Origin of the sequence: Cognataquiflexum rubidum, from assembly GCF_022538115.1 — a bacterium.
In the GTDB taxonomy this organism is placed as follows: domain Bacteria; phylum Bacteroidota; class Bacteroidia; order Cytophagales; family Cyclobacteriaceae; genus Cognataquiflexum; species Cognataquiflexum rubidum.
On sequence record NZ_JAKZAL010000003.1, the window covers coordinates 318,552 to 331,842 of the forward strand.

Annotated in this window: 16 protein-coding genes; 9 read left to right on the forward strand and 7 right to left on the reverse strand. The window is 40.2% G+C overall.

Annotation, left to right across the window (positions count from 1 at the left end; all coding sequences use genetic code 11):
- Positions 1 to 2 precede the first annotated feature (2 nt).
- Genes MMU05_RS05655 through MMU05_RS05670 form a run of 4 tightly spaced genes read right to left on the reverse strand, consistent with a single transcriptional unit; the run spans position 3 to position 2,181 of the window.
- Positions 3 to 764, reverse strand: a complete 762-nt coding sequence (locus MMU05_RS05655; protein WP_241140696.1) for an MBL fold metallo-hydrolase — start codon at positions 762 to 764, stop codon at positions 3 to 5.
- Entirely contained in the window at positions 761 to 1,039 is a 279-nt protein-coding gene (locus tag MMU05_RS05660) for a hypothetical protein (RefSeq protein WP_241140697.1), read from the reverse strand. Before MMU05_RS05660 ends, MMU05_RS05655 begins: the two co-directional genes overlap by 4 nt.
- Positions 1,040 to 1,054: 15 nt before the next feature.
- A complete protein-coding gene (locus MMU05_RS05665; protein WP_241140698.1) occupies positions 1,055 to 1,432 on the reverse strand; it encodes a response regulator in 378 nt (125 codons plus the stop codon).
- Positions 1,429 to 2,181, reverse strand: a complete 753-nt coding sequence (locus MMU05_RS05670) for a response regulator (RefSeq protein ID WP_241140699.1) — start codon at positions 2,179 to 2,181, stop codon at positions 1,429 to 1,431. The genes MMU05_RS05665 and MMU05_RS05670 overlap by 4 nt, the downstream gene beginning before the upstream one ends.
- A gap of 72 nt (positions 2,182 to 2,253) precedes the next feature.
- Between MMU05_RS05670 and miaA the strand changes: the two genes are divergently transcribed.
- Positions 2,254 to 3,150, forward strand: a complete 897-nt coding sequence (miaA, locus tag MMU05_RS05675) for a tRNA (adenosine(37)-N6)-dimethylallyltransferase MiaA (RefSeq protein WP_241140700.1) — start codon at positions 2,254 to 2,256, stop codon at positions 3,148 to 3,150.
- A 57-nt stretch (positions 3,151 to 3,207) separates the two neighbouring features.
- Here the strand turns inward: miaA and MMU05_RS05680 are convergent, their stop codons facing one another.
- From MMU05_RS05680 to MMU05_RS05690, 3 genes are all read right to left on the reverse strand, one after another.
- Positions 3,208 to 3,435 (reverse strand): hypothetical protein, encoded by a 228-nt coding sequence (locus tag MMU05_RS05680; RefSeq protein ID WP_241140701.1) that lies wholly within the window; start codon positions 3,433 to 3,435, stop codon positions 3,208 to 3,210.
- Positions 3,436 to 3,583: 148 nt separating this feature from the next.
- Positions 3,584 to 4,558: a 6-phosphofructokinase gene (gene pfkA, locus MMU05_RS05685; RefSeq protein WP_241140702.1), complete on the reverse strand. Its 975-nt coding sequence runs from the start codon at positions 4,556 to 4,558 to the stop codon at positions 3,584 to 3,586.
- Positions 4,559 to 4,803: 245 nt separating this feature from the next.
- Positions 4,804 to 5,151: a single-stranded DNA-binding protein gene (locus MMU05_RS05690; protein WP_241140703.1), complete on the reverse strand. Its 348-nt coding sequence runs from the start codon at positions 5,149 to 5,151 to the stop codon at positions 4,804 to 4,806.
- A gap of 441 nt (positions 5,152 to 5,592) precedes the next feature.
- Between MMU05_RS05690 and MMU05_RS05695 the strand changes: the two genes are divergently transcribed.
- The 8 genes from MMU05_RS05695 to MMU05_RS05730 all read left to right on the forward strand — a co-directional run bounded on the left by MMU05_RS05695 (position 5,593) and on the right by MMU05_RS05730 (position 13,257).
- Positions 5,593 to 6,465, forward strand: coding sequence for a C1 family peptidase (locus MMU05_RS05695; protein ID WP_241140704.1), 873 nt, complete (start codon positions 5,593 to 5,595; stop codon positions 6,463 to 6,465).
- A gap of 53 nt (positions 6,466 to 6,518) precedes the next feature.
- The gene (locus MMU05_RS05700; protein WP_241140705.1) at positions 6,519 to 6,857 is read left to right on the forward strand and encodes a protease inhibitor I42 family protein; all 339 of its coding nucleotides are present in this window, start codon (positions 6,519 to 6,521) and stop codon (positions 6,855 to 6,857) included.
- 55 nt (positions 6,858 to 6,912) lie between these two features.
- Positions 6,913 to 7,896: a trypsin-like serine peptidase gene (locus tag MMU05_RS05705; RefSeq protein ID WP_241140706.1), complete on the forward strand. Its 984-nt coding sequence runs from the start codon at positions 6,913 to 6,915 to the stop codon at positions 7,894 to 7,896.
- Positions 7,897 to 7,988: 92 nt separating this feature from the next.
- Positions 7,989 to 8,228: a carboxypeptidase-like regulatory domain-containing protein gene (locus tag MMU05_RS05710; protein WP_241140707.1), complete on the forward strand. Its 240-nt coding sequence runs from the start codon at positions 7,989 to 7,991 to the stop codon at positions 8,226 to 8,228.
- Between the two features lie 70 nt (positions 8,229 to 8,298).
- The gene (locus MMU05_RS05715) at positions 8,299 to 9,804 is read left to right on the forward strand and encodes a S10 family peptidase (RefSeq protein ID WP_241140708.1); all 1,506 of its coding nucleotides are present in this window, start codon (positions 8,299 to 8,301) and stop codon (positions 9,802 to 9,804) included.
- Between the two features lie 184 nt (positions 9,805 to 9,988).
- The gene (locus tag MMU05_RS05720; protein ID WP_241140709.1) at positions 9,989 to 11,332 is read left to right on the forward strand and encodes a DUF418 domain-containing protein; all 1,344 of its coding nucleotides are present in this window, start codon (positions 9,989 to 9,991) and stop codon (positions 11,330 to 11,332) included.
- Between the two features lie 7 nt (positions 11,333 to 11,339).
- Positions 11,340 to 11,822: a DinB family protein gene (locus MMU05_RS05725; RefSeq protein WP_241140710.1), complete on the forward strand. Its 483-nt coding sequence runs from the start codon at positions 11,340 to 11,342 to the stop codon at positions 11,820 to 11,822.
- Positions 11,823 to 12,102: 280 nt separating this feature from the next.
- Positions 12,103 to 13,257 (forward strand): baeRF3 domain-containing protein, encoded by a 1,155-nt coding sequence (locus MMU05_RS05730; RefSeq protein ID WP_241140711.1) that lies wholly within the window; start codon positions 12,103 to 12,105, stop codon positions 13,255 to 13,257.
- Positions 13,258 to 13,291 lie beyond the last annotated feature (34 nt).

The following is a 13,291-nucleotide window of genomic DNA, read 5'->3' on the forward strand; positions in this document are numbered from 1 at the left end:
CGTTAAATGGAGATTTTCAATCCATCAAAAGCAAGATGGATATTTGGAGGTAATGTTTTTTCCACCTCTTGGTGCGTGCCTAGGCGATGGCTGATGTGTGTAAAATAGGCCAATTCGGGCTTGATTAGGTGCACGAGTTGGATGGCCTCCTCCAAAGTGAAGTGAGAAAGATGGTGTGATTGCTGAAGGGCATTCAGCACAAGGACTTTGGTTCCTTTTATTTTTTCAAGTTCAGTGTCATCGATGTATTTGGCGTCTGTGATGTAAGTAAAATCCCCAAACCTAAACCCAAATACAGGTAATCTATAATGAAGCACCTGAATCGGGACGACCTGGATTCCTTCTGCTGAAAATGGTTCGTTGACGATTTCATGGGTAATCACCGAAGGAACTCCGGGGTACCGCACTTCCTCAAATATGTAGGCAAATTCACGCTTGATCTGATTGAGAACTTTTTTGGTCCCATAGATTGGCATGTCTTTTTTTTGAAGGAAATTATAGGAGCGGATATCATCCAGTCCGCCTGTGTGGTCTTTGTGCTCATGGGTAAAAAGTACCGCATCCAGATGATGGATTTTTTCCCTGATCATCTGTTGTCTGAAGTCGGGACCTGTATCTACAACAAGGCTTTTGCCTTCTATTTCCAGGTGGATCGAACTCCTCAATCTTTTATCCCGGTAATCAAGTGAACTGCACACCGGACAGTCACAGGCTATCACGGGTACGCCCTGAGAAGTGCCTGTGCCTAAGAATGTGACCTTCAAAGTTTTAGTTCGGTTTGTTGTAATTCGGAAATTAAATCCTGCAGTTTTTTATCTGAAAAATCTTTGGGGCTGAACCCCAACTCTTTGATAATATCGAGCAAGGCATTGATCTTGCCTTCTAAGGTATAATATTTATTGACGATGACGATCTTGTTTTCTTTGAGAACACAATATCCTGATTTGAAATTTCCTTTTTCATACCTCAAAATATATTCTGATGAGGCAAAGAGATCTTCGATTTTGTCCAGAAAGTTTTTCGTGTATTTGACTGTCATTCCGGTTCTTTCTATTTAAGAAAGGTGTTTTCTTACAGTTGCAAGTAACAAATCATAATCCAATGGTTTTTGGATATAATCATTGAGGCCGGCTTTTTTGAAATCATCCAGCGTATAGTTTTTGTAATTCCCTGTAATGGCGACGATCGGAATGCTTGCTTTATTTTTGTCCTCCAGGGCCCGGATGGTTTTGGTGCATTCTATCCCGTCCATGACAGGCATGTTGATATCCATCAAAATCAAATCAAAATCCTCATTCAAAAGTTTTTCCAAAACTTGTTTGCCGTTTTTGACAGCTGTAATTCTATATTTCTCGAAAAGGAGTACGTTCTTGGTAAGGTTTATTATAACAGAACTGTCTTCTGCTACCAAAACTTTCTTATTTTCCGTCATGGATTAAGCAATTGAGATGATTTGATTTTTGAACTAAATGACTGAATTAAGTCTGTCAAATATAAATATTCTTCCGTGGTATTCTCAAAGTTGGAAGATTTTATGTTTTTTTCAAATTTTTGACAAAAATAGAAAATATCCATCGCGCCAAGCGTTCCGGAATTTCCCTTGATGATGTGGAGCTTTTCTCCTATTTCCGGAAAATTTTCTGAGGCTATCAAAATCTGGATTTCACTTAACAAATTTATACTCTCTTGCACAAACTCCTCATATACCGACCTGATGTTATCCGCATTGTTAAATTTGAGCAGGGAAGTTACCACCTTGGGATCCAATTCCGAATCGGGAGTTTTTATATAATCTTCTGTTTTTGCGGGCTGTTCGGATTTTCGCAAATGCCTGTCAAGTGTTTCAAGTAGATTACGGGGTTTGATGGGTTTGGCAATAAAGTCATCAAACCCTGTCGAAATAAAATATTCCCGGTCACTATCATTGGCGTAAGCCGAAACCGCGATAACGGGAATATTTGAAATTTTCTCGTTTTTGAGGATGTTTAAAGTGTTGATACCGTCTAAAGTTGGCATCTGAATATCCATCAATACAAGGTCATATTCTCCAGTCTTGATTTTTTCCAAAGCCTCGCTGCCATCAGATGCGGTTCCAAATTGATATAGCTGACCGATGATATGCTCAAAAACTTTTCTATTGAGCGAATTGTCATCTACAATAAGTACCTTTTTGGTTTTCATTATTGAATATTGATAATTTTGATCCCGACTTATTGTATCCCAAAGACTTTGGAACCGAAAAATAAACATTTATTGGTAATTGCTGGCCCTACTGCTGTGGGTAAAACGGAAATCTGCCTCCAACTTGCCGAAAAATTTCATACAGAAATCATTTCTTCTGATAGCCGACAGTTTTACAGGGAGACCAATGTGGGTACAGCCAAGCCTTCAATTACTGAATTGGAACAGGTTCGGCACCATTTCATCAATTCACTCTCTATTTTTGATGCCTATGATGTCAAAAAGTTTGAAATGGACGCCATCAAACTTTTGGACCAACTATTTATCAAACACGATATAGTGATCATGACAGGAGGATCGGGGCTTTATCTCGATGCTATCTGCTTTGGTTTTGATGAAATCCCAGACGTAAATCCCGCCATCAGAAAAGAACTGATTTTGGATTTTGAAAATTTGGGGATCCAAAATTTACAATCGAGACTCCAAAAACTTGATCCTGATTATTTTGAGAAAGTGGATATCAACAATCCCCAAAGGCTGATGAGGGCATTGGAAGTATGTATCGGAACAGGGAAAACGTATAGCTCATTTAGAAAAATGAAAAAAAACACCAGGCCTTTTAAGGTAATTTTGATAGGTCTGGAAAGGGAAAGGGAAGAGCTGTACCAAAGAATCGGTGAGCGGATGGATGGAATGATCGGCCAGGGGATTTTCGAGGAAGCTGAAAAATTATTTCCTTATAGGGATCTGAACGCTCTTCAGACGGTCGGCTATTCTGAGATTTTTGGGTTTTTGGAAGGGAATTATGACAGGGAAGAAGCTGTGAGGTTGTTGAAAAGGAATTCCCGTAGGTATGCTAAAAGGCAAATGACCTGGTTCAAAAAATACGATCAGATGATTTGGTTCCATCCCTCGGACCTCAAAGGAATTACAGCCTTTGTTGAAAGTAAAATAGAACAAGGTCAGTGATTCAGGAATTTTTTAAATCACTGACCTTGGGTTAAAAGATTTTCTTTAATGGAACCATCAACCAAGCGGTTTGTGTCCCATTACTTTGGCCACAAAGCTGTATGGTTTTTTCCCGATTAATTTATTGTATTGAGAAACGGTGATTTTTAAAGATTGAATTATTGGCCTGACTTCATTTTCAAATGTTGAATTGCCTTTAGGGCTATTTTCAGCTTTGGCTTTAGCGAATTCTTTTTCAATTTTTTTGAGGATAGCAGCATCAAGGCCAACTTCTTTTTTATGCACAATTCCCAATTTTTCTAATTCATCAAAGAAAGCTTGTTGGATTAGAAGGATCGATTTTTTTTTGGCTACCAGCGATTGGTTGACAACCAAAAAAAACAACCCAATAAAACAGGAAAGTGTAATGATAATAGGCAGATACCCCATATTTTTAAATACTTAATATTTCAATTAATTTCAAATGGTCGGGATTTAAGGCTTTGCTTTTTCCGATACAATCAGCAAATGGCGTATATACGACCAGGCCGTTCATGACACCGGCCATACAGTTGGATTCTCCCGCGATCAACCCTTCAACAGCAGCCATTCCACACCTTGAAGCCAAAACCCTGTCCCTTGCTGTCGGTCTTCCGCCCCGCTGGATATGTCCTAATGTGGTGACTTTAAATTCTTTATCGGGATCATTTACTTTTTCCCGGACTTTTTCCATGATTTCTTCAGCACCGCCATCATCATCTCCTTCAGCTACCACGATGATGCTTGAGGATTTGGTTTTTCTCAGGTTTTTGAGGGATTTGACCACTGCCTTGAGGTCTGTGGAGGTTTCCGGGACCATTACAAATTCTGCCCCTCCGCCAATACCACACTCCACTGCAATGTAACCGCTGTCCCGCCCCATCACTTCTATGAAGAAAATCCTGTCGTGGGCCGCAGCAGTATCCCTGATTTTGTCGATTGCATCCAAAGCGGTATTTACCGCCGTATCAAATCCTATGGTATAATCGGTGCCATAGATGTCATTATCGATTGTACCCGGACAGCCGATAATAGGAATTCCGTATTCTTCAAAAAATATCTTTCCACCGGTGAAAGTGCCATCACCTCCGATTGCGACCAAGCCTTCGATACCGTTGGCTTTCAGCTGTTCATAGGCTTTTGCTCTTCCTTCTTTTGTCTTGAATTCATCGCTTCGGGCAGTTTTTAGGATAGTTCCTCCACGTTGGATGATATTGCTTACAGAGTGGGATTGCATCTTTTTGATGTTTCCGTTGATCATCCCGTCATAACCGTATGTAATACCATATACTTCCAAATCTCTAAAAATTGCTGTTCTGACCACAGCCCTGATGCAGGCATTCATCCCCGGGGCATCACCTCCAGACGTGTATACGGCTATTCTTTTCATATTTAATAGGTTTTCAAAACTCAAAAATACGCTTATTTGGGTGTCATTGTAATACAATCCGAAAATCTTTTGAATTGTTCATGTTTCTTCATCTGTTTGTTTCTTACAGAAAAAATAATGCAAGATTATATCGAATCAGGAAAAATTTGGCTTTTAAAAAAGTCTTGTTTCTGGTCTCTTTGTTTTTTCAAAACAACCGTCACCCTGAAAGTCTGACTTTGAGGATGACGGCGGGTTTTGGTGGATCAGGCGGAAGTTACTTTTTCACCCAGGAGCAATACCTCTTCAGCCACTACCTCAGTAATATATTTCTTTTGGCCATCCTTGTCTTCGTAGGACCTGTTGGTAAGCTTGCCTTCAATCGCAATTTCAGAGCCTTTGTCAGTATATTTTTCTATGACTTCGGCGGCGTTTCCCCAGGCGATGATGTTATGCCAAGTGGTTTCTTCTACTTTTTCCCCTTTTGCATTTTTAAAAACATCCTTTGTAGCAATGCTGAAGAATGCCTTTAATTTTCCTGAATCAAAGCGTTTTGTTTCTGCTTTGGCACCCAATCTCCCGATCAGTTGTACCTTGTTTCTCATGTTGCCCATGTTTTTTTTGTTTTGGTTTGGAAAGAATACATGTTGCCGGTTTTGTTTGGCAATGAGTCAAAGGTCTGCAGGGAAAAATGGCTTAGTCGGTATTTTGTCGTTTCTAGTCGATTATAAGCGTTTGTGAAACGGATATCTCCAACCCTGATACTTGTTCTGTTCTCTTTTGATCTGGAACAGGAAAAAGATCAAGTCCAGATTTTGACATTCATTATTATCAGTAAATACCTGCTCAAAAAATCAAATTCTAATATTTTTTGGTATTAAAGCATTTAAAATCAGGATATAAGTTTTATTTTCTACTGTAAATTGTCTAAATTTAAGGAAGATCGAAAGCTTCATTTAGTTTTTAACTCAATTGTTTTTTTGTGATTTGGTTCTCGCTTGGGCGGGATTTTATGAAGTAGAATAAAATAGTCAAAAATTTAATTTTTAATTAAAATGGAAACCCAATATACTTTTGGTTGGCAAAAGGACCTTCCTGACTTTCGTGACTTTAATGACCAAACCCCTGTGATAGTAGCATCATTTGAATTGATGGACAAAGTCAAAAAAACCAGAAAAAAATCTATTCCTTCCCATATTGATCTAAGAGAGTTTTGTTCACCTGTCCATGACCAATCCACCATAGGGTCTTGTACTGCACAGGCAGCAGTCAGTCTGATTGAATACCTCGAAATCAAAGCCTATGGCAAACATATGGATTTTTCAAGGCTATTTCTCTACAAAAGTACTAGAAACCTGCTCGGTTGGAAAGGGGACCGCGGGGCGTACCTCAGGACCACTATCGGAGCCTTGGCTTTGTTTGGGGTACCTCCGGAGCAATTTTATCCCTACGTCATCAGTAAGTACGAAGATGAACCAACAGCATTCCTTTATTCATTGGCAAAGAATTTTTCAGCTTTGAATTATTTCAGGCTGGATACACCCGGAAAATCTACTTCGGATTTATTAGCTTCTGTAAAGGAAAGCCTTTCTAAGGGACTCCCGCTCGTTTTTGGATTTTCGGTATATGATTCGATTAATCAGGTCGAAAATTCTGGAAAGATTCCATTTCCTTTGGTTTCAGACAGGAGTTTGGGTGGGCACGCAGTTTTGGCTGTCGGCTATGATAACAACATGGAAATCAAACATAAGAGACCGGGATCCCCCACAACTAAGGGAGCGATACTGATTCAGAATTCTTGGGGGACGTCTTGGGGGGATGCCGGTTTTGGATGGTTACCTTATGAATTTGTGAATAGAGGACTTGCAGTAGACTGGTGGAGCATTATCAATAAAAGCTATGTGGAGACCGCCCAGTTTGGAATTTAGTTTTGATTGAATTTAAGACATCAAGTTATGATGACTAGGTAAAATAAACCCAAATGAAAACACCCATGGAGAACAGGATTCTAGAAATCAATGAAAATTGGCATGGGCAGACTGTAACTTTGAACAAGGGTGATTATTTGAATATTAAACTAATTGAAAATCCATCTACCGGATTTTCTTGGGAAATTTCAGAAATGGACGATACCCAGTTTAAGGTAACCGAAGATACCGTCAGCAATCAGATGAAGGGTGAATTTGGCGCAAGCATCGAAAAAGTGATCCAACTAAAGGCCTTAAAATCAGGCATAAGTAGCCTTGAAATCATATATAAAAGGCCATGGGAAAAGGGTAGTCAAGAGAATAAAATATTTATAGAATTGGTTGTGCAATGATAATTTAGAATAGAGACTAAACATATTTTTAACATATAAACCAAAATAAATAGCCATGAAAAAAAAAGTTAGCGAAACCGCAAAAGTTGAAAGTGAATTATTGGAAAGCCACAGTGCTGTTTCCAACGACAATGATCAAAAAGTGTCTTTAGAATCTTCTTTTCAAGGGATGTCCCTCGAATCCGTAGAAGCAGAAAGTAAAGGTACAGAGGAGATAGCCGCCGGTTCGACTGCATCAAAGGAGTCAGGTATAGAATCTTCCTCCGGCCAATCAATCGAATCTTTTGAATTGGACGCTTGGTATGGAAGCTTTCCGGAGGATCTGAAAGAATTCCGTGAATTCAGAAGTCCGGATGCTTTGGAAGTAATCATTGGGGCAGATGACAGAACCAGAATCAATCCGACAACAGCCTATCCATGGAGGGCAATCTGTTCTTTATTGATCCGCACAAAAACCGGTAAGAATTATATTGGAACTGGATGGTTTGTAGGGCCGAGGACAGTTATCACAGCCGGACATTGTATTTACCTTCACAATGAAGGAGGTTGGCCACAAAGTGTAGAAGTTATTCCCGGAAGAAATGGAACTTTGCGACCATATGGTTCTGCTTCCTCTAGCACATTTAGGAGCGTAACAGGGTGGACACAAAACAAAGACAGAAACTTTGATTATGGTGCGATAATTCTTCCATTGTCTGCTAATCTGGGTAATACTGTGGGGTATTTCGGGTATGGAATCAAGAATGATGCTTTCTTAAAAAGCCTGACATTGAACCTCAGCGGGTATCCGGGAGATAAAGATGGCGGATCAACACAATGGTTTCATTCTAGGTTGGCAAAGAGCGTTTCGACAAGGGTTATCACCTATGATATCGATACCATGGGGGGACAAAGTGGCTCTCCGGTCTGGTACAAAGACGGGAATTCAAGGTATGCAGTAGGTATTCACACCAACGGTCATTCTACCGGTAATTCAGCAACAAGAATAGTGCAGGCTGTTTTTGACAACATCCAAACCTGGAAGCAACAGGGAATGTAAATTCAAATTCAAAGAGAAAAAGGCCTTAATCATGAAATCCAAAATTTCTGTTTTGAGGTCTTTTTCTATTTAATTCCTAATTTTGTTATGAAATGGAAATAAAAGGCAAAGTCCTCGCAAAAGAAGGGGCGCCTATAGAAGGTGCAACAGTAATGGTCGTAGATGGGCCAGGTTCCTGGAGTGACATGGCAGCAATCACCTCAAAGACCGGAGAATTTTCCTTGGATGTCAATGAGGCAGGAGTTTTTAAAGTCAGTGTATTTTTTAATAATCAGAGTAAAAATTATTCACTTGAACCCTCAAGTAAAAACCAAGAAATCGTATTTAAGTAATTGGGATGAAATTTGCTTTTGAAAATTATTAGATTGCCTGACAAATGACCATCAACCAATCTGACATAATATGAAAAAACCAATTTTACTCCTTTATGTTTTTCTGCTCTTTTCTGTAAACGTAATTGCCCAAGAAAAGCCTGCTGAAAAGCCCATTCCGGAAGGCGAAGTATTTACCTCTACCCAAACGGTAAAAATCAACGGTGCCACCCACAGTCTAAAAACCCGGGCAGGTACGCTTCAACTCCGTGATGAAAACAATGAACCGATTGCCTTACACGGCTTCACAGCCTATTTCAAAGAAGATGGACCATCCAAGAGACCGATTATTTTCTCTTTCAACGGCGGTCCCGGTTCCTCTTCTTATTGGCTTCATATGGGTGTGATGGGACCAAAAAGGATCGTCGTCAACGATCCCGGATATACCAAAGCTGCTCCTTATGAATTGGTCAACAATGATTATTCCATCCTCGATGTAGCTGATGTGGTGATGATGGATCCTATCGGTACAGGGCTGAGTATGCCGATCGGAAAAGCAGAGGGAAAAGATTTTTGGGGTGTGGATCAGGATATCCGCGCTACAAGCCTGTTTATCATGCAGTTTTTGAAAGAATACGACCGCATGCAGTCACCAAAATACCTCTTGGGAGAAAGCTACGGGACATTTAGAAACGCCGGAGTCATGAGTTATTTACTGGACAAAGGATATGCCCTCAATGGTGTGGTCATGGTTTCTTCGGTATTTGATATCAGGTCATTGGCTTTTCCTGTCCAAGAAAGTACTTCCTACCTTGTTCATTTCCCATCCTATGCTGCTACTGCTTGGTATCATGACAAGATTCCCAACAAAAACCCCAACTTGGAAGCTTTTGTCGATGAAGTGAGAAAATTTACCGAACAGGAATATTTGCCCGCATTGTTTAAAGGAGGAAGGTTGAGTGATGCTGAAAAAAACAGTGTTGCTGAAAAAATGGAAAGATATGCAGGCGTTTCCAAAGAAACCTGGAGCAGAAACAATTTGAGAATGACCGCAAGCGAATTTTTCAATGAATTGCTGAGAGAAGAGGGAATGACTGTGGGTAGATTGGATTCACGATTCAAAGGCATCAATCCTTTTCCACAAAACCAATATGCCATCACTGACCCCCAAAGTGATGCTATTTCGCCCGCGTATACCACAGGATTCTTGGATTACTTCCACAGGGACTTGGGTGTAAGCAAAAAACTGACCTACAAAACTTCCGCCTATGCATCTCCGGGATTTAAATGGGATTGGTCACACCGAGGGAACGAAGGTTGGGGCAGTATGATTTCAGTGAATACGGCCATCGATATGGCGGATGCCATGAACAAAGATCCAAATGTAAAAGTGCTGCTTATGAACGGCTACTACGATTTGGCTACTGTGTTTTATGGAGTGGAACATACCATTGATCAAATGAACCTGAGACCTGAAATCAGAAAAAACATCATCATGACTTATTATGAAGGAGGTCATATGTTCTATACCCACATGCCATCGCTCCAAAAATTCAAGAAAGATTTGGCGGACTTTATCAAGGATACGACCCATTGATTTGGGATTTTGATATTTGATTAAAAGGAGGGCGAGAGATCGCTCTCTTTTTGTTTGTTGTGTTTGTAAGGTCAAAATTAAACCCAAGGAATTTTAATATTTAATGATGAAAAATTTTTTTCTTTTGAGTTTATATTTTGATTAATTTTTTTTGTTAACTAGCTGACTATAAACCTTTTTAACCATGTCTCTACAAACCACCACCGAAACCGAATGGGTTGACAAATCCATTAAACCGGCAGTTCAAATTGAAAGAATCGACATCATTGACATCATCCGCGGTGTCGCCCTTTTGGGGATTTTACTTTTGAATATCCCGTATTTTGCCATGGCGGAGTACTTTGAAGAAGCTTGGGTGCAGGATACTTCCAATACCAATTTTTGGGTAAATGCTGTCAATACCGTGTTTTTTGAAGGAAAGATGCGTGCACTTTTTTCCATGGTTTTTGGGGCAGGGATTATTCTTTTTACCTCCAACAAAGAAAGAGCAGGGAAATCTGCCACCTGGCTTTTTTACAAAAGGATGATCTGGTTGACCATATTCGGATTGATCCATTCCCATATTCTTCTGTGGATCGGAGATATCCTTTACTTCTACGGACTGATCGGGATGCTGGCTTTTTTGTTTAGGAAAATGAAACCCAAATACCTTGCCTTGGGTGTTCCGATTGTGGCGATTATCGGTTTTGTAGCCAATACCCTATTTATGCAAAACATCAGGGGTACATATCTGGAATACAAAGAAGTGAAAACACTGCAGGACCAAGGAATTGCCCTTAGCCCCGCACAGGATTCCATCGTCATGGAATGGACCGAAATCCAGAAAGAGTTTATCCCAAACAAGGAAGAGGCGGCCGAACATACCGCATTGATGAAAGGAAGCTACTCAGAGGTCGCAAGCTACATCAGGCCAAAATCCTGGGATGGTCAGTTCAAATACCTGATTTTTAGTATTTGGGACATGCTTGCCTTGATGATGTTGGGCATAGCGCTCTACAAATGGGGTTTTCTGACACTCAAATGGACCAAAGCCCAATACAAAAAGACAGTGCTGATAGGTTATGGAATCGGTCTCCCTTTGGTGGTATTTTCTTTTGCGTTCAATACCATCCATTTCCCCAACGTGGAAGCAGGATTGAAATATATAGAAGATCATTCCATCAATTGGGTTGCTTTGATCTATGATTTTCAGCGGATTGCGATCATGATGGCGCATGTGGCTTTGGTGATGTTGGTCTATCAGGCAGGTTATCTTACTAGGTTGATGAATGGACTCCGGGCTGTAGGGCAGATGGCTTTTACCAATTATATCATGCATACCGTGATTTGTAGCTTGGTTTTTTTCGGATATGGATTGAACCAATATGCCGAATGGGAATATTACCAACTCTATTATTTGGTTATTGGAATCTGGATTTTTCAATTGATCGTCAGCCCGATATGGTTGAAATATTTCCTTTTCGGACCTTTGGAATGGCTATGGAGATGCCTTACCTATAGTAGGATTCAGCCATTTGTCAGAAAATAAATCTTACATGGTAGAGACTTTCAAAGATGTTTTATGGAAAAATTTTGGGGCAGCCATAGACATGCTCGGGGATTCCATTTCCCTTTGCCCGGACTCTTTATGGCAATCGGAAAAGAAATTCTTTTTCCTGTCTTACCATACCCTCATTTTTCTGGATTATTATTTGACCGTTCCGGCAAGGGACTTTAAGCCGGTTTTACCATTTACGCTTGTCCCCATGGATCGCTTACCGCAAGATGCTGTCGACGATGTAATCCCAAATGCGGCTTATACGAGAGAAGAGATGTTAGATTATCTTTCCTCAATCCGCGAAAAATGTAAAAAACTGATCCTAGATTCCTCGGAGGAAAAGTTAAAGATGAAATGGATTGCTAAGGAGGAAATCAACCTTCATGGTTTGTGCCCTTCGCTTGTGGAGGATTATTCTGTTATTGAAATCCTCTTTTTAACCTCCGCCATGTGCAGCACCATGTCGCCCAACTTAATCTGATACTTCGGCAAAAAATCAATGCCGCACCGGATTGGGTTTCACATTCGGATTGATTTTGCCTGTATTTTTTGATTTGTTGGTTTTGATTTGATCAACCCTTTGTCTTCCATTTGAGAAAGATTTTTAAAGTAAATGTGTAACTATTTGTCACAATTGAGTAATGTTTTGAGGGATCACTCTCCATACCTTTATTAGTCAATTTTCGGGAATCTTTATACAAGATAGTTGAGGATAGCACAAATCCTAAATCAAACCCCGGCTCAAATTATTTATCCATATTATGAAATTACTCACCAAAAAACTGGTTCAAGACTTGTTGGCAACCACCGACAAGACCTGCCTTTCCCTCTACATGCCTACGCATCGGAGCCACCCTGATAACCTTCAAGATCCTATCAGATTCAAGAACCTTTTGAAAAAGATGGAAGATTCTTTGTTGAAAAAATATTCCAAAGATGAAACCAATTCATTTATTGAACCTCTCGAAGAACTCATCCAAAACCCTGAAATCTGGAACCAAAACCTTGAAGGATTGGCAGTATTCAGCGCAGGCGATTGGTTACAGGTCGTCAATTTGCAGATTCCCGTTGAGGAGCTGGCCATTGTGGCGGACAGTTTTCATACCAAACCTTTGCGTAAATATTTACAATCTTCAGATCGGTTTCACATTTTGGGTTTGGATAGACACGAAATGAAATTGTTTGAAGGAAACAGGTTTTCTATATCTGAGATTGATATTTCAGAAATCATCCCAACAACGATAGAAGAAGCGTTAGGATCAGAGTTGACCGAAAAGCATACTACTGTTGCCTCCTATGGTGGTACCGGGGGTGAAAGTTCCAACATGCATCACGGCCATGGAGGCAAAAAGGATGAGGTCGATGTGGATACTGAGAGATTTTTCCGATTTGCTAGCGAACATGTGGAAGAATATTATTCAAAACCAATTGGTTTGCCTTTGATTTTGGCGGCACTGCCCGAACATCACCACACCTTCAGAAAAGTGAGTAAGAATTCCCATCTTTTGAAAGAAGGAATACAGATTAATCCTTCTGCTATCAGTACTGATAAACTGGCAACGATGACTTGGGAACTAATGGAGCCGGTGTATCTGAAAAAGTTGAATGATCTGGCAGATTTATTTGGTCAGGCTAAAGCAAATGGCAAGGGCAGCACCGTGATCAAAGAAGTCGCTCTTGCGGCTACTGAAGGACGTATAGAAACTCTTTTGGTAGAAGAGGATAAGATTATTGCCATTAGGATTACCAATCTTGTCACCGGAAATACCCAAAATAAAGACTTGGACAATCCAATCGTGGACGACCTTTTGGATGATATGGGTGAGCTGGTGATTAAAATGGGAGGTGAAGTAATGGTGCTTCCTGCTGACAAAATGCCTTCGGATACCGGGCTTGCTGCGATTTATCGTTATTAAAGAATAGCATTTTTAAAAAACATGGGAAATCGAC